We start from the raw sequence: 16037 nt of genomic DNA on the forward strand, positions 1-16037 counted from the left end.
TAAATGACAGAAAAATATGTTTACAGTTTTAAAGAAGGTAATAAAGACATGCGAAGCCTTCTTGGTGGAAAAGGTGCCAACTTAGCCGAAATGACTAATATGGATATACCTGTTCCAACAGGATTTACTATTACTACTGAAGCTTGTAACAAATTTTATCAAGAAGACGAAAAATTATGGGATGGATTATTTGAAGAAATCAAATCTCATATTGAAGAAACAGAAAAAGAATTAAACAAGAAATTTTCCGATGAAGAAAATCCTCTACTGTTTTCTGTTCGTTCTGGCGCTGTAATATCTATGCCAGGTATGATGGACACAATCTTAAACCTAGGTTTAAATGATAAATCTGTTATCGGTTTAGCCAAATCAACTAATAACGAAAGATTTGCTTATGATTCTTATAGAAGATTTATTCAAATGTTTTCAGATGTTGCAAGGGAAATTCCTAAAGTATTATTTGAAAACGAATTAGATAAAATAAAAGAAGAAAAAAACGTTACAGATGATACAGATCTTGATAGCGAAGATTTAAAGAAAATTGTTGAAAAATTCAAAGAAATCTACAAAGAAGAAATGGGCGAAGATTTTCCACAAGACCCTATCGATCAATTGAGATATGCAATAGAAGCTGTTTTTAGATCTTGGAATAATCCTAGAGCCAAAATTTATAGACAATTAAACGGCATCGATGATAAATTAGGTACTGCAGTGAACATTCAATCAATGGTATTCGGTAACATGGGAAATACATCTGGAACAGGTGTTGCATTCTCAAGAAACCCTGCAACTGGTGAAAATAAATTATTTGGTGAATTTTTAATGAATGCACAAGGCGAAGATGTTGTTGCTGGTATAAGAACTCCTCAGCCAATCAGTCAATTACAAGACGTTATGCCTGAAGTATATGAACAATTCCATTCTATAACTAAAAGATTAGAAGAACATTACAGAGATATGCAAGATTTGGAATTCACAATTGAAAATTCTAAATTATATTTACTTCAAACTAGAAACGGAAAAAGAACTGCTATCAGCGCACTAAATGTCGCAGTAGATCAAGTAAATGAAGGTTTAATTTCAAAAGAAGAAGCTATTTTAAGAATTGAACCAAATAGTTTAAATCAACTCCTACACCCTACTTTTGATCAAAAAGAATTAGAAAATGCTGAAGTTATTACAAAAGGTTTAGCTGCTTCACCTGGAGCAGCTAGTGGTCACGTTTATTTTAGTGCTGAAGATTGTAAAACAGCTGCATCTAATGGCATTAAATCAATATTAGTTCGTCAAGAAACATCTCCTGAAGATATTGAAGGTATGATTAAAGCCGAAGGTATATTAACTGCAAGAGGAGGTATGACATCTCACGCTGCAGTAGTTGCACGTGGAATGGGTGCATGCTGTGTAGCAGGTGCTAGTGAAATAAGAGTAGACGAAGAGAACAAAGTAATCAGAGGTAAAAACATCGAAATCAAAGAAGGAGATTTGATTTCATTAGATGGTAGCACCGGATATGTTTATAAAGGAGAAATTTCTAAAGTAAGTCCAGAACTTACTGGTAACTTTGCCCAATTTATGCAATGGGTTGATGAAATTAAAAGATTAGGTGTAAAAACTAATGCAGATACTCCAAAAGATGCACATCAAGCAAAAGAATTTGGTGCTGAAGGAATAGGATTAACAAGAACTGAGCACATGTTCTTCAACGAAGAAAGAATTCCAATCGTTAGACAAATGATTCTCTCAAACACTACCGAAAGAAGACAAAAAGCTCTTGATAAATTAAGACCTTTCCAAGAAGAAGACTTTTACAACATTTACAAAGAAATGGGAGATTTATCAGTTACTATCAGACTTTTAGATCCACCACTTCATGAATTCTTACCAAAAGAAAAACATGACATTGAAGAATTAGCGAAAGAAATGGATTTAACTTACGATGAAGTAAATGATATTATTTTAGAACTTCACGAAGTAAACCCAATGCTTGGACACAGAGGTTGTAGATTAGCTGTAACTTATCCAGAAATTTATAGAATGCAAGTAAGAGCAATTATTAGTGCTGCTCTAAAAGTTAAAAAAGAAACTTCACATGAAATAGTTCCTCAAATTATGATTCCGCTTGTTGGAGAAAAGAGAGAATTAAAATACGTTAAGGATCAAATAATTGAAGAAATCAATCAAGTATTTGAAGAAACAAATCAAAAACTAGATTATGAAATTGGTACTATGATTGAAATACCAAGAGCTTGTTTAATGGCTGATGAAATTGCCGAAGAAGCTGACTTCTTCAGTTTTGGTACAAATGACTTAACTCAAATGTCATTCGGTTTCTCAAGAGATGATGCTGGTAAGTTCTTATCAGAATATAAAGAAAAGAAAATCTACTCAAGAAGTCCATTTGAAAGATTAGACCAAGAAGGTGTTGGTCAGCTAATCAAAATTGCTATTGAAAGATGTAAATCTTCAAATCCTGATTTGCACGTAGGTATTTGCGGTGAACATGGTGGAGATCCTGAAAGTGTTGAATTCTGTCACAGAATTGGATTAGATTATGTATCTTGTTCCCCATACAGAGTTCCAATCGCAAGATTAGCAGCAGCTCAAGCAGCAGCAAGAGAAAAATTAAAATAATTAGGTTAACTAGATAGAGTAAACATGTTTACTCTATCTTTTTTTGATTTCTATTAACTTATTATAGAAACAATTTGTGGTATAATGTATGAAGTTAAGGAAGTGATAAAATGGCTTACGAAATGATTACACTTAGTAGTGAAGAACATGATAATTTTGTTAAAAACCATAAATATGGAGAATTAAATCAAATATATAAATGGCAATTTGTAAAAAAAGGATGGATTGGAAAAAATATTGGAATAAAAAAAGATGGGAATTTAGTGGGTGCTTGCCTAATCTTGTTGAAAAAATTGCCAATTCTTCCCTATTATTTTGCTTATGCTCCTAAAGGACCTGTAATTGATTATGAAAATAGTGAGGATTTGAAAGCAACTATAGATATCTTGAAAGATTTCTGCAAAAAACATAAAGTATTTTCTTTAAAATTCGATCCTCAAGTTTCAGTAAAACTCGAAGGATTAATAGATCAACTAAAAGAATTAGGATGCTATCACCACGGTTTAAAAAAAGGATTAGAGTACAATCAACCTAGATATTATATGATTACTGATATTGGTAAGTCTGAAAAAGAAGTTATGAATTCTTTTCAATCGAGAACTAGAAGTGTAATAAAAAAATCATTAAAAAATGGACTTGAATGTAAAAGATGTGATAAAACTGAATTATCCAAGTTTTCAAAATTAATGGAAATAACTGCAAAAAGAGATGAATTTAATCATAGAAGTTATGAGTATTTTGAAAATTTGTATGATGTTTTAGGTCCTGATGATGATTGTGAACTTTACCTGACGAAGTTAATTCCTTCAACTGTAAAAAAATCCAATGAAGATGAATTAAGTCAAATTGATAAGCAAGAAACTAAAACAAAAAATAAATTAGAAAAAGATATCAGTGAAGAAAAAAAGAAAAACTTTTTAAATGAATTAGAAGTTTTAGACAATAGAAGAAAAAGGTGCGAAGATCTTATTAGGCAAATGAATGAATATATTGATAATGGTGTTAATGAAATTGTACTCTCAGGAGCTTTGCTTACATTTTGTGGCAAAAAATCATATTACCTTTATGGTGCATCTTCCAATGATTTTAGAGATTTAAGCCCTAATTATTTAATGCAATGGACTATGATGAAAAGAGCTATGGAAAAAGGATGTACATCTTATGATTTTGGTGGAGTATCTGGATATACTCCAGATGATAATGTCGAAGATCACGAGGCTGGATTGTATGAATTCAAAAAAAGATTTGGCACAGAAATGCTTGCTACAATTGGAGAATTTGATATAGTATTCAAACAATTTATTAATAAATTGTTTGAATTTGCATTGAAACATAAATAATAAGAAACCTAGGATTTAATATAAAGTAAATCCTAGGTATTTTTTTAATCTAATAGATATTTTAATTTGTTTTTGTAAACTTTTGTGTAGAATATTATAAAAAGGCTTATCCCTTTGCAAATAACAAGTGAAGATATAATCACCCAAATCCATTCAATTCTTAAATTACTATACATAACTAAAACAGACAATGGGATTCTTATAAAATTAAATACTATTCCATTAATTGATGGATACTTAGTTAAAGAAATTCCATTTAAGAATCCTGTTGTAGCTATTTCTACACACATAAATATTTCTGATATCGACAGTATTCTTAAATATACTACTCCTATACTTAAAGTTGAAGGTTCATCTGGAATAAACAGCTTAAATAGTTGAGGTGCAAATGTAAATAAAAATACGGTCGTGAATATTCCTATTCCTATGCAAATCTTCATCCCCTTCTTATATCCTTCCATTACTCTTGAATAGTTTTTAGCGCCATTATTTTGCGCAATAAAAGTAGATAGCGCAACGCTAAACCCACCCACTGTTAACCATGTAATTGATTCTATCTGATTTCCAATTTTTTGGGCCGCTATGGCTTCTTTACCCCAGTGAGCTATAATAGCTGCCATAATTATAGAAAACGTCGCAAAAAGGCACTCCTGTAACGCTATAGGAAATCCTAAATCAAAAAGTCTCTTTGCATAAATTAAATGCATTTTTTCTTTCAAGTATTTGAAATATTCAAATCTAACTATCATAAACATAATACATGCTGACATTTGAGCGATAAAAGTGGCAAGGGCGGCCCCTTTTATTCCCATTGGGTTTATAAAACCAAATCCAAATATCAAAACAGGGTCTAACACTATATTAATTCCTAAAGCAATTGTGTTTATTATAAAAGGAATTTTACTTTCCCCTTGTCCATTTAATATTCCTGTTAGAACTGGATTTATGAAGTTAAAAAATATTGAAGCTACAAAAAATCCGTAATACTCAAATGCTAGTTTTGTGACCGATTCATCCAGATTAAAGAAATGTATTATTTGTACTTTAAATAAAATCATTAATAAAATAAATACAAATCCAACTATTAATGCAAATTTTATCGCATTAGATATGTATTTTTGTACAGAATCCATATCCTTTTTACCAATGCAATCTGCTACAGATATTTGTGCACCTACGCTTAACATCATACATATCGCATAACTCAACCATCCAAAAAACCCTACAGTTCCAGCCGCAGCTACTGATTCTATAGACAATCTTCCCAACCAAAATAAGTCCATCAGATTATAACTCATCTGTATAAAAGATGTTGCCATAATTGGTAATGATAAGCTTATTAATTCCTTATAAATATTACCTTCAGTAAGATTTCTAGTTTTCAATTAACACCATCCTTTATATATTATCTCTTAATTTTATCAAGTCTTCTTTAGTAAAATTGTATTTTTCATGGCAAAAATCACATACCAATTCAGCCTTTCCATCCTCTTCAATCAATTCATTTAACGTTTCTTTACCTAATGAAATCAAAGATCTTTCAACTCTATCTCTATTGCAATCACATAAATATTTTACTTCTTTTTCACCCAATAATTTTAAATCAAAGTCTGCAAAAAATTGATTTAAAACGTCAAAAGGATTTTCATGATTTACAAATAGAGAAGAAATTGGTGGGAAATTATTAATATCTTTTTCCAATTTATCAATTAATGATTCATCATATCCTGGCAAAGCTTGAATGAATAATCCACCGGCACTTTTGATTGATAAATCAGTATCCACTAAAACACCTAAAGCTACAACCGTTGGTCTTTGATCAGATTGATAGAAGTAATTACTAAAATCTTCAGCTATTTCACCACTAACTAAACTAGTTTGACCTATATAAGGTTCCTTTAATTTAAAATCTTTTATAACAGTAAGTAGACCATCATTTCCTACAAAATTACCTACATCTAATTTTTTGTTAGATTTAGGAGGCAAATCAATTTCAGGATTAGTAACATAACTTTTAACATCTCCTCGTGAATTAACTGTAGATATTAGCATTCCACCTTGACCATTTCCCTGAATATTTAGTGTAATATTATGATTTTCATTCTTTAGTTCATGGCTCATAATTGCAGCCATAGTGCTTAATCTTCCTAATGCAGCAGAAGCTGTTGCAGATGTATTGTGAATATCTCTTACCGATTGAACTAAATCTGTAGAATCTACAATTATGAATCTAAAAGATTCCGTAGAATCAGTAGCTATATATAATTTATTAATCATATAACCTCCAAATAAAAAACCCCTAAGAAAGGGGCATATTTTTAGTATTTATTTATAATTTTTTTACATTAGCAGCTTGAAGACCTTTAGGTCCATCGACTATATCGAATTCAACAATTTCATTCTCTTCTAATTTTCGATAATCGCCGTTATCCTCTAATGCAGTATAATGAACAAAAATATCTCCATTTTCTTCAGTTGTAATAAATCCGAAACCTTTTGTCGCATTAAACCACTTTACTGTTCCTTTTGCCATTATTTCCTCCACAAATATAATGTATTTTATTTACTATACTAATATAACATACAACAAACAAATATACAACAGATATTGTTTGATTATATTGTACAAATAAACAAAGCCCTTTGAGTTTCTTCGTTAAGTGATTTTCCAGAATCAAAATCTATTATTTTGATATTTGAAAAACCACTATTATATAGCATAAACCTCAGTGTATCTAGACTATATATTTTTTCTGTTTGTGTTTCTCTGATTCTTCTATAAAAATTATCTTCATTCTTAACAAAGAAATCAATATAAAAATCTACCAAGTTATCTTTTTCGTAATATTGATTAACCCAAGTATAAAAGATATCTTCATATTCATAAACAAAATGATTATTACCCATAATATCGATTAATTTATAAGGCGTATTTACATCGAATATAAAAACTTCATTACAAATTTCTTTTATCCTAAAAAATAAACTCTGTAATTTTTCAGAATCCAATATATAGTTTATAGTATCCAAAGTCGAAAAAATAAAATCAAAATTTTCATCAATTTCTAAGTTAGATAAATCTTGTTTACTCAAACTAATATTTGGAAACTTTCCAGAACATAGTTCTAGCATATCTTCGCTTAGATCCACTCCTGTATAGTTAACACTAGGATTATAAAAATATTTTGTCATATTTCCACTACCTATTCCTAATTCTAGAATGGATCTTGGCGATATATTTAATTTTTTTAATTCATATTTAATTACTTTCGAATATTTTTCATAATCAATATCGAAAGTTAATTTATCATAGATGTATGCAAATTCTTTATACATCTTGATTCCAAATGAAAATATAAGGTATATTTCGATATGATGATTTGTAATTCAAACCATATCCAACTATGAATACATCTTCAATTTCAAATCCAACATAATCGGCGTTATATGCGACTTGTCTTCTACATGGTTTATCAAGAAGTACACAAGTTTTAACGCTTTTTGGATTCTTTTGTTTTATATATTCCAATGTATTTACAATAGTATTTCCAGAGTCAATAATATCGTCAACAATTAGTACATCATAATTTTCTAAGTTTTCTCTTACATCAGTAAGGATTTTTACTTTTCCAGTTGACTCTTCAGCATCTTCGTAAGAAGATGTCGTCATGAAATCTATACAAATAGGCATATCAATATGTCTAACCAAATCAGACATAAACATAAAACTTCCTCTAAGAAGAGATATTACACATAAATTTTTATTTTTGTAATCTTTTGTAATTTGAGCTCCTAATTCTTTTACTTTTTCACTGATTTGTTGTTCATTTAATAATATTTCTTCTTTCATTATTCTCCCCTGTATCTGAATTAATTAAATTATCATCAATCTTTCGTTCAATTTTCTTTAATGATACTAATATTTTATTTAAAGTATACTGTATACTGATTAATACCATAATCAAAACAAAATCAATAATGATTTCGTATTTCATTACATACTTTCCTTAATAGAACAAATAGAATTATTAATGTCTTCAATTAAATGTGAGTATTTTTCAACCTTTTCTTTTTCTTTTTCTACTAGGCTTTCAGGAGCACCCTTCAAAAATCCTTCATTTTTGAGTTTTGATTCTGCTCTCTTTAGTTCTGATTTAGCAGTTTCTAATTCCTTTTCTAATCTTTCCAATTCTTTAGAATAGTCAATTAAATCATTCAAAGGAATGATTATTTTATACGAATCCTTAACTATAACAATATTATTGTCCTCAGATATATCTTGATTTACTTTGTATTCGTTTATAGATACACTCGATTTAAATAATGATTCTAATTGTTTAAAATCAGCTTCCAAATCATTGTCAGAAGTCAATATATAAACATCTGATTTTTTCTTTGGTGCAATATTCATTTCTTGTCTTGAATTTCTAATACTAATTACAGATTCTACTAATCTATCTATAATTTCTTCTTCTTTTTGATATACTCTATTTTCAGAATATTTTGGCCATGTTTCATTAATCAACATATCATTTTTGTTAGGAAGATAGCTATAGATTTCTTCAGTAATATAAGGCATAAATGGATGCAATAATTTAATAACATTAGTTAATGTGTAAATTAAAACTGATATAGCGGAATCTTTTAATTTATCATCATTTCCGTAAAGTCTTGGCTTAACTAATTCAATATACCAATCACAGAACACATTCCAAGTAAAATCATATATTTTTTCTGCAGCAATACCTATTTCATACTTGTTTAAATTTGTTGATACTTCATCAATAACTTTATTCAAGCTAGATATTATCCACTTATCTTCAATTTGTAATTCAACTTCATCAATACTTTCAACGTCGGTATCTACATTCATGAAAACAAAACGAGATGCATTCCATAATTTGTTACAGAAATTTCTATTAGCTTCAACTTTTTCCATGTAAAATCTTGAATCATTGCCAGGAGTATTTCCAGTTATTAAAGCTAATCTCAATGCATCTGCGCCATATTGGTCAATAACTTCTATTGGATCAATACCATTTCCCAAAGATTTTGACATTTTTCTTCCTTGAGCGTCCTTAACTAATCCAGTTAAATAGATATCTTTAAAAGGAACTTCTCCTAAATTATAAAGTGATGAGAATACCATTCTTATTACCCAGAAAAATATTATATCGTATCCAGTAACTAATACATTTGTAGGGAAGAAATACTTTAAATCTTCAGTTTCATTTGGCCAACCTAATGTTGAAAATGGCCATAAAGCAGAAGAAAACCAAGTATCCAAAGTGTCTGGATCTTGAGTATACATATCTGGATTTGGATTTTCTCTAGCTACAACAATTTCACCTGTTTCATTGTGATAATAAACAGGAAGTCTATGTCCCCACCATAATTGACGAGAAATACACCAGTCTCTAATATTTTCTAACCAATTAACATAAATCTTTTCGAATCTTTTTGGAATAAATCTGATTTCATCTTTTTTATAAGCGTCTAAAGCAAGTTTTGCTAACTTGTCCATTTTAACAAACCATTGTTTACTAATCAATGGTTCAACTGTAGTGTGACATCTTTCGCAATGACCAACGGCATGTTCATGTTCTTTTACAGAATCAAGTTGCCCGGTTTTTTCCAAATCTTCAATGATTAATTTTCTAGCTTCATATCTATCTAATCCTGAATATTTTCCATAACCTTCAACAATTTTTGCATCTTCATCTATTACTATACATTGTCCAAGATTGTGTCTTTGACCAACTTCAAAGTCATTAGGATCATGTGAAGGAGTAATTTTAACTATACCAGTTCCAAATTCCATATCTACATAGCTATCAGCAATTACTTTAATTTCCCTATTAACTAAAGGTAATATCAAAGTTTTACCAACTATATCTGTATATCTTTTATCATCTGGATTTACAGCAACAGCTAAGTCTCCTAATAATGTTTCTGGTCTTGTAGTAGCTATTACGATATATTCATCAGAATCTTTGAATTTATATCTAATGTTCCAAAAATATCCAGATTCATCTTGGTGAACTACTTCAATATCACTTATTGCTGTATGACAATTTGGACACCAATTTACAATTCTATCTCCTTGATATATCAAATCATCATTGTACATTTTGATGAAAACTTCTTCTACGGCTTCAGTTAAATTATCATCAAGAGTAAATGCTTCTCTGCTCCAATCACAAGAAACTCCTAATTTTTTTAATTGATTCTTGATATTTCCACCGTATTCACGTGTCCAGTCCCATGATGCTTCTAAAAAGCCTTCTCTGCCTAATGATTCTTTTGATTTTCCTTGTTCTTTTAATTTATTAACTACTTTTGCTTCTGTAGCAATACTAGCATGATCTGTTCCTGGAACCCAAAGAGCACTATATCCATCCATTCTATATTTTCTAATTAAAATATCTTGAATAGTATTGTTCAACGCATGTCCAAGGTGTAAATTCCCTGTAACATTTGGTGGTGGCATTACTATAGTAAATGGTTTCTTTTCCTTGTCAATAACACCCTTGAAGTATCCTTCATTTTCCCAGATATTATATATTTTTTCTTCAAATTCTTTTGGATTGTAATTTTTCTCTAAATTTTTCATAATTCTCCTAATTTTTATTTAAAATATGGATTGTATTTCTTTTCGTCATCAATATTTGTTTCCGGACCATGTCCTGGATAAACTATAATATCATTATTTAAAAGTTTTAACTTCTCAACACTGTTTTGTATATCTTCGTAACTTGCAGTTGGTAAATCATATCTTCCGATTGAGTTTTTAAAAAGCATATCTCCTGAAAACATTACGTCTTTATAGATATAACAACAAGACCCATAAGTATGTCCCGGAGTTTCTAAAACTGATATTTTAGAATCATTAAACTCAATCGTATCTCCTTCTTTTACATAATAATCTGCTTTTAAAGTAATAGGATTACCAACTTTTCTTGTATAATTTTTTTCAGGATCTTCAAGCAAATCTTTTTCTTTTTCTGAAGCATAAATAACTGTATTTAATTTGTTTTTTAACTCTTCTGCAGCAAATATATGGTCGAAGTGTCCATGTGTAATCAAAATAAATTGTATTTCCAAATCACGATTTTTTATATATTCACAAATATCATCTGCTTGTGCACCTGGATCTACGACAAAACATTTATTATTCTCAGATAGAATATACATGTTTTCTCCATATTTAGTAGTAACTATTTTATCAATTGTCATTATTCACTCCTACTATCTATAATTATTGTTACTGGTCCATCATTTATAAGTGATACCTTCATATCAGAGCCAAACTCACCAGTTTGAAAGGCTACATCTTCATTTTTTAATTTTTCAATAAAGTCTTCATACAAATTTCTTGCAAAATCTCCCTTAGCACATTTATCAAAAGATGGTCTATTCCCCTTTTTTGTACTTGCATACAAAGTAAATTGAGAAACTAATAATATTTCATAATTTAAATCTCTAATCGAAAGATTTAATTTGTCATCTTCATCAGAAAATATTCTTAAATTAATTAGTTTTCTTATGCAATACTCAATGTCGGATTCGTTATCATCTTTATGAATTCCTAGTAATACAAGAAATCCATCGTTAATCTTGCTTTTAGTACTTCCATCAATATCTACTTTTGCTTCAATAACTCTTTGAACTAATAATCTCATTATGAATTCACCCTAAATACATCTATTGTTCCTTTGGTATTTTTGATTCTTGCTATTACAGAATCAATTTGAGAACTAGAACTGATTTCTAAGATTATATTAATTGTAACAGTCTTATCTTTATTTGTTCTTGTATTAAATGTTTTAATATTTAATTTGCATTCACTTATAACTTTAGTAATATCTGCTAAATATCCTACACTGCTAAAAGATATTATTTGAAGCTCTACTTGATAATTGTGGTTTACTAAATTATTGCCCCATCTTACAGTAATTAATCTATCTTTATCACTTACTGATTTTACATTAGAACAATCTCTTCGATGAACACTAATTCCTCTTCCTCTAGTAATATAACCTACTATTTCATCACCAGGAATCGGATTACAACATTTTGCAAGTTTAATTTCAACATTATCAATACCTTCAATTACAACTCCACTTTCCTTAGGTTGTTCATTAACAAAATTAACATGATTTGGCTTGTTAACAACCTGGTCTGTTTCGTAATAATCTTGATGATATTCTTTTAGTTTTGGTATGATTTGCGTGACTCTTGTTGAACCGTAACCAATAGCAGCATACATGTCGTCTATGGATGAAAAACTTAATTTACTAGCTATTTCTTCAAGCCATTCTCTCTTTAGTAATTCATTAAAGCTATATCCCATTTTAGCGACTTCTTTTTCAAGCATATCCCTTCCGGAAACAATATTTTCTGTTCTTTGTTCTTTCTTAAACCATTGTTTTATTTTGGTTTTTGCTTGAGAAGATTTTACTATTTTAAGCCAATCTTTTGAAGGACCTGAATTTGGATTTGTGAGTATTTCTACAACATTTCCTGTTTTTAATTTGTAAGTTAAAGGTACAATCTTTCCGTCAACCTTAGCTCCTACACACTTATTGCCAACAGCTGAATGTACTTTATACGCAAAATCAATAGGTGTAGAACCAGATGGTAAATCCATTACATCGCCTTTTGGTGAATATACAAAAACTTCATCATTGGCAAACTCTTCTTTAAACAAATCCATGAATTCTTTGGAATCTGAGTAATCTTTTTGCCAATCCATTATTTCTCTGAGCCAAGCTAGCTTACTATCATACTTTGATTTTTTAGTAGTGGTACCTTCTTTGTATTTCCAATGTGCAGCAATACCATATTCAGATGTTTTGTGCATTTCCCAAGTTCTTATTTGGATTTCATAAGTTTTGCCGTCATGAGCAAGAATCGTTGTATGCAAAGATTGGTACATATTTGGCTTTGGAGTTGCTATATAATCTTTAAATGTATTCGGAATTGGTCTGAAAAATCTATGTGCAATTCCCAATACATCATAACATTCACTTTCTTTGTTAACTATTACTCTAATAGCTGACAAATCTTTTATTTCTTCAAAAGCTAAATGTTTTTTGTACATTTTCTTGTATATTGAGAAAACACTTTTTGGTCTTCCATAGATTTCTGCTTTTATATTGTATTTTTCTAGCTCATCTTGAAATTGTCTTATAATGTTTTGTATTTGAGATTCTCTTTGTTGTCTAGTTTCGTTTATTTTATTTACTATATCTTGGTAAATATTTGGTTCTAAATACTTTAAGCTTAAATCTTCTAATTCCCACTTAATAGTAGACATACCAAGTCGATGAGCAAGCGGAGCATATATTTCTAAAACTTCATTAGCTTTTTCAATTTGCTTTTCGCGAGTCATATACTCCAATGTCCTCATATTGTGAAGTCTATCAGATAACTTTATTATAATTACTCTTATGTCTTTGGCCATTGCCAAAATCATCTTTTTCAAGTTTTCTGCTTGATTATCTTTTTTCGTTTTGAATTTTATTTGTTTTAATTTAGTAACACCATCTACCAAATCGGCTATTTCTTTACTGAACAAATACTCCAAATCTTCATAAGTTATTTCAGTATCTTCTATTACATCGTGAAATAAACCGGCTATGATAGTTGCATCATCCATATTCAGTGATGCCAGAATTTTTGCTACTGCAATTGGATGAATCGCATAAGGCTCTCCTGAATTTCTAAATTGACCTTCATGCGCTCTAATCATGTAGCCATATGCTCTTGTTATTTCATCTACATTAGTGTTTGGATTATACGATTTTATAGATTTTATTAAACTTTGTAAATCTGTTTTTTCATAATGCATAAAGCTACCTCCTAATAATTATTTTGTTATAATTATACCATATAGTGGGCATTATTGTTAATATTTATCTTAAATCTATTAAATTTAATTGAATATTTTTAACATTATTAAAATCATTTATTTCTGGATAATATAGTATATCTATATTAGCATCGCAAGAAATGCTATTCTCTAATTGATTTAATGTATTTTCTCCAAATTTTTCAAGTAAATAATTATACTTTTCTATTGCTTCAGAGAACATAATAGCATCTATCGTTTTATTGTTTTTGAGAAGTTTTAACTTCAAAACGTTGTTATTCTTTCCTATCATCTTTGCAAAAACAATTTCAATATCCTTATCTCCAAGAATTGGTCTTGGATTATCCTTTCCAAAAGGTCTTAAAGAATCTATTTTTTCAATCAAATCAAAATCAATCTTATCAACATAAAAACTAGAATCAATAATGATTTTATTAACAAAATCTTCTTGTGTAAGTTTACTGTTTTCGTTCACTTTTATTCTAAATTCATCTAATTTAGCTTCATCTATAGATAGTCCACAAGCCATTGGATGCCCACCAAATGAAATAAAAAATTCTCTGAAAACATCAAATTCATTAAATATATCGTATTCAGGTATACTTCTTCCGGATCCCTTCAATATATTTTGGTTTTCGGATTTTGTTAGTATTAGAGTGGGTTTGTGGTATTTTTCTTTTATCCTACCAGCAATAATTCCACAAACACTTTCATGAATTCCATCAATATTACAAATCAATATATCATCATTTTTTAATTCAGTGTTTTCTACTAACTCTACAGCTTTATTAAACCCCTCTTCTGTAAGTTTTTTTCTCTTTTCATTAAGTTCAACTAAAATTTTAGCGTAAGTTTCAACATTATTCATGTTTTCATCTCTGAAAAGTTCAACACCTAATTTTGCTGTATCCAATCTTCCAGCTGCATTTATGCATGGTCCAATAATAAATCCCAAACTGTAAACATTAACTGCATTTTTAATTCCTGTCATATCTATTAAACACTTTAAGCCGTAATTATCAGTATTATTGATTTCTTCTAAGCCTTTAGTTACAAAATATCTGTTTTCATCTTTTAAATCCACAATATCACAGACTGTTCCCATAGATACATATTGAAGTAAATTTTCACATTCAAGCATTCCATATCCTTTTTTAATATTGATTGCTTGTATTAGTTTATAAGCAACTCCAGCTCCACATAAGCTTTTAAAAGGATATTCACATGATTGTTGTTGTGGATTAACTACGGCATCGGCATTCGGTATTATTTCTAGATCATCTTTCTTTATCGTTTGGTGATGATCTGTCACAATTATTCTTATTCCATTTGCTTTCGCATAATCACATTGCTCAATGGCGCTAATACCATTGTCACATGTTATTATTAGGTCTATATTATCTTCGATACATTTGTCAATAATATTATAAGAAATACCGTATCCATCAGTCATTCTATTTGGAATATCATAGGAAAGCTTATCTGTAAAATAACCAAGACCATCTAATAATGTCATAGTCGATGAATTACCATCTTGATCATAATCGCCTACAATCCTTATATTTTTGTTATTTTCAATAGCGTCTATTACTATATCTACAGCCTTATCCATATCTTTCATTAAAAATGGATCATGATATGAGTTTTCGGCGTTAGGATTCAAAAATGTTTCAAAGTTTTTGATTTCTCTATTTAATAAAATCTTAGCTATTAAAGGATGAATATTGTATTTTGTTGATACTTCACTAAAATTTTTTCCTCTATTATTAATTAACCATTTATTCATTTATTATCTCCAAATAAAAAAATGGATTTATAGCTCAAATTTAACATTTAAGCTATAAACCAATTTTTATTTTTCTTCATTATCTTCTTTTTTATCAGTTTGTTTGTTTTCTGTTACCTTAGCTGATTTTACATTTGATGCAATAGCATTTTTTACAAATTCAAGTCTTGTTTTTTGTGATCCTGTTTCTAATATTACACTATCGTCAGTAACTGAAACAATTGTACCTTTAACTCCACCAATTGTAATTACTTCGTCTCCAACTTTTATAGCGTTTCTCATATCCATAAGTTGTTTTTGTTGTTTTTGTTGTGGACGTATCATCAAAAAATACATTACAGCAAAAAGAGCAATCAAAGGCAATAATGATGCTAACATTTTTGGCATAATAATCCTCCTTAAA

The 16037-nt window shown here is 29.3% G+C and carries 14 protein-coding genes; 2 read left to right on the forward strand and 12 right to left on the reverse strand.

The genetic code is table 11. The features are described 5' to 3' along the window. The first annotated feature begins 3 nt into the window (after positions 1–3). Positions 4–2634 (forward strand): pyruvate, phosphate dikinase, encoded by a 2631-nt coding sequence (ppdK, locus tag ACLUJM_RS00825; RefSeq protein WP_412411890.1) that lies wholly within the window; start codon positions 4–6, stop codon positions 2632–2634. Positions 2635–2744: 110 nt separating this feature from the next. Beyond that, the gene (locus ACLUJM_RS00830) at positions 2745–3974 is read left to right on the forward strand and encodes a lipid II:glycine glycyltransferase FemX (RefSeq protein WP_412411891.1); all 1230 of its coding nucleotides are present in this window, start codon (positions 2745–2747) and stop codon (positions 3972–3974) included. A gap of 44 nt (positions 3975–4018) precedes the next feature. Here the strand turns inward: ACLUJM_RS00830 and ACLUJM_RS00835 are convergent, their stop codons facing one another. From ACLUJM_RS00835 to yajC, 12 genes are all read right to left on the reverse strand, one after another. Next, complete coding sequence (locus ACLUJM_RS00835) at positions 4019–5359, reverse strand: MATE family efflux transporter (RefSeq protein WP_412411892.1); 1341 nt, start codon at positions 5357–5359, stop codon at positions 4019–4021. 13 nt (positions 5360–5372) lie between these two features. Beyond that, positions 5373–6251 (reverse strand): Hsp33 family molecular chaperone HslO, encoded by an 879-nt coding sequence (hslO, locus tag ACLUJM_RS00840; RefSeq protein ID WP_412411893.1) that lies wholly within the window; start codon positions 6249–6251, stop codon positions 5373–5375. A gap of 52 nt (positions 6252–6303) precedes the next feature. After that, complete coding sequence (locus ACLUJM_RS00845; RefSeq protein ID WP_412411894.1) at positions 6304–6507, reverse strand: cold-shock protein; 204 nt, start codon at positions 6505–6507, stop codon at positions 6304–6306. Positions 6508–6590: 83 nt separating this feature from the next. Beyond that, on the reverse strand, positions 6591–7310 hold the full coding sequence (locus tag ACLUJM_RS00850; RefSeq protein ID WP_412411895.1) for a class I SAM-dependent DNA methyltransferase: 720 nt from the start codon (positions 7308–7310) through the stop codon (positions 6591–6593). Further along, positions 7303–7824: a hypoxanthine phosphoribosyltransferase gene (gene hpt / locus ACLUJM_RS00855; RefSeq protein WP_412411896.1), complete on the reverse strand. Its 522-nt coding sequence runs from the start codon at positions 7822–7824 to the stop codon at positions 7303–7305. The genes ACLUJM_RS00850 and hpt overlap by 8 nt, the downstream gene beginning before the upstream one ends. After that, entirely contained in the window at positions 7799–7969 is a 171-nt protein-coding gene (locus tag ACLUJM_RS00860) for a cation:proton antiporter (protein ID WP_412411897.1), read from the reverse strand. The genes hpt and ACLUJM_RS00860 overlap by 26 nt, the downstream gene beginning before the upstream one ends. Next, entirely contained in the window at positions 7969–10587 is a 2619-nt protein-coding gene (locus ACLUJM_RS00865) for a valine--tRNA ligase (protein ID WP_412411898.1), read from the reverse strand. Before ACLUJM_RS00865 ends, ACLUJM_RS00860 begins: the two co-directional genes overlap by 1 nt. Before the next feature lie 14 nt (positions 10588–10601). Beyond that, entirely contained in the window at positions 10602–11210 is a 609-nt protein-coding gene (locus tag ACLUJM_RS00870) for an MBL fold metallo-hydrolase (protein ID WP_294684638.1), read from the reverse strand. Continuing rightward, the gene (gene dtd, locus ACLUJM_RS00875) at positions 11210–11656 is read right to left on the reverse strand and encodes a D-aminoacyl-tRNA deacylase (RefSeq protein WP_412411899.1); all 447 of its coding nucleotides are present in this window, start codon (positions 11654–11656) and stop codon (positions 11210–11212) included. The genes ACLUJM_RS00870 and dtd overlap by 1 nt, the downstream gene beginning before the upstream one ends. After that, positions 11656–13827: a RelA/SpoT family protein gene (locus ACLUJM_RS00880; RefSeq protein ID WP_412411900.1), complete on the reverse strand. Its 2172-nt coding sequence runs from the start codon at positions 13825–13827 to the stop codon at positions 11656–11658. Before ACLUJM_RS00880 ends, dtd begins: the two co-directional genes overlap by 1 nt. Positions 13828–13891: 64 nt before the next feature. Then, positions 13892–15634, reverse strand: a complete 1743-nt coding sequence (gene recJ, locus ACLUJM_RS00885) for a single-stranded-DNA-specific exonuclease RecJ (RefSeq protein ID WP_412411901.1) — start codon at positions 15632–15634, stop codon at positions 13892–13894. A 66-nt stretch (positions 15635–15700) separates the two neighbouring features. Next, positions 15701–16021 carry a preprotein translocase subunit YajC gene (gene yajC / locus ACLUJM_RS00890; protein WP_294684642.1) on the reverse strand — a complete coding sequence of 107 codons (321 nt, stop codon included), beginning with the start codon at positions 16019–16021 and terminating at the stop codon, positions 15701–15703. Positions 16022–16037 lie beyond the last annotated feature (16 nt).

This window comes from Finegoldia sp. (genome assembly GCF_046991905.1).
GTDB lineage: Bacteria > Bacillota > Clostridia > Tissierellales > Peptoniphilaceae > Finegoldia.

What these genes read in the sequence shown, in the direction of transcription:
- hslO (WP_412411893.1), bottom strand. Translation starts at nt 6,251, where the DNA reads ATGATTAATAAATTATATATAGCTACTGATTCTACGGAATCTTTTAGA.
- recJ (WP_412411901.1), bottom strand. Translation starts at nt 15,634, where the DNA reads ATGAATAAATGGTTAATTAATAATAGAGGAAAAAATTTTAGTGAAGTA.
- yajC (WP_294684642.1), bottom strand. Translation starts at nt 16,021, where the DNA reads ATGCCAAAAATGTTAGCATCATTATTGCCTTTGATTGCTCTTTTTGCT.
- ACLUJM_RS00870 (WP_294684638.1), bottom strand. Translation starts at nt 11,210, where the DNA reads ATGACAATTGATAAAATAGTTACTACTAAATATGGAGAAAACATGTAT.
- ACLUJM_RS00830 (WP_412411891.1), top strand. Translation starts at nt 2,745, where the DNA reads ATGGCTTACGAAATGATTACACTTAGTAGTGAAGAACATGATAATTTT.
- dtd (WP_412411899.1), bottom strand. Translation starts at nt 11,656, where the DNA reads ATGAGATTATTAGTTCAAAGAGTTATTGAAGCAAAAGTAGATATTGAT.
- ACLUJM_RS00845 (WP_412411894.1), bottom strand. Translation starts at nt 6,507, where the DNA reads ATGGCAAAAGGAACAGTAAAGTGGTTTAATGCGACAAAAGGTTTCGGA.
- ppdK (WP_412411890.1), top strand. Translation starts at nt 4, where the DNA reads ATGACAGAAAAATATGTTTACAGTTTTAAAGAAGGTAATAAAGACATG.
- hpt (WP_412411896.1), bottom strand. Translation starts at nt 7,824, where the DNA reads ATGAAAGAAGAAATATTATTAAATGAACAACAAATCAGTGAAAAAGTA.
- ACLUJM_RS00865 (WP_412411898.1), bottom strand. Translation starts at nt 10,587, where the DNA reads ATGAAAAATTTAGAGAAAAATTACAATCCAAAAGAATTTGAAGAAAAA.
- ACLUJM_RS00850 (WP_412411895.1), bottom strand. Translation starts at nt 7,310, where the DNA reads ATGTATAAAGAATTTGCATACATCTATGATAAATTAACTTTCGATATT.
- ACLUJM_RS00880 (WP_412411900.1), bottom strand. Translation starts at nt 13,827, where the DNA reads ATGCATTATGAAAAAACAGATTTACAAAGTTTAATAAAATCTATAAAA.
- ACLUJM_RS00860 (WP_412411897.1), bottom strand. Translation starts at nt 7,969, where the DNA reads ATGAAATACGAAATCATTATTGATTTTGTTTTGATTATGGTATTAATC.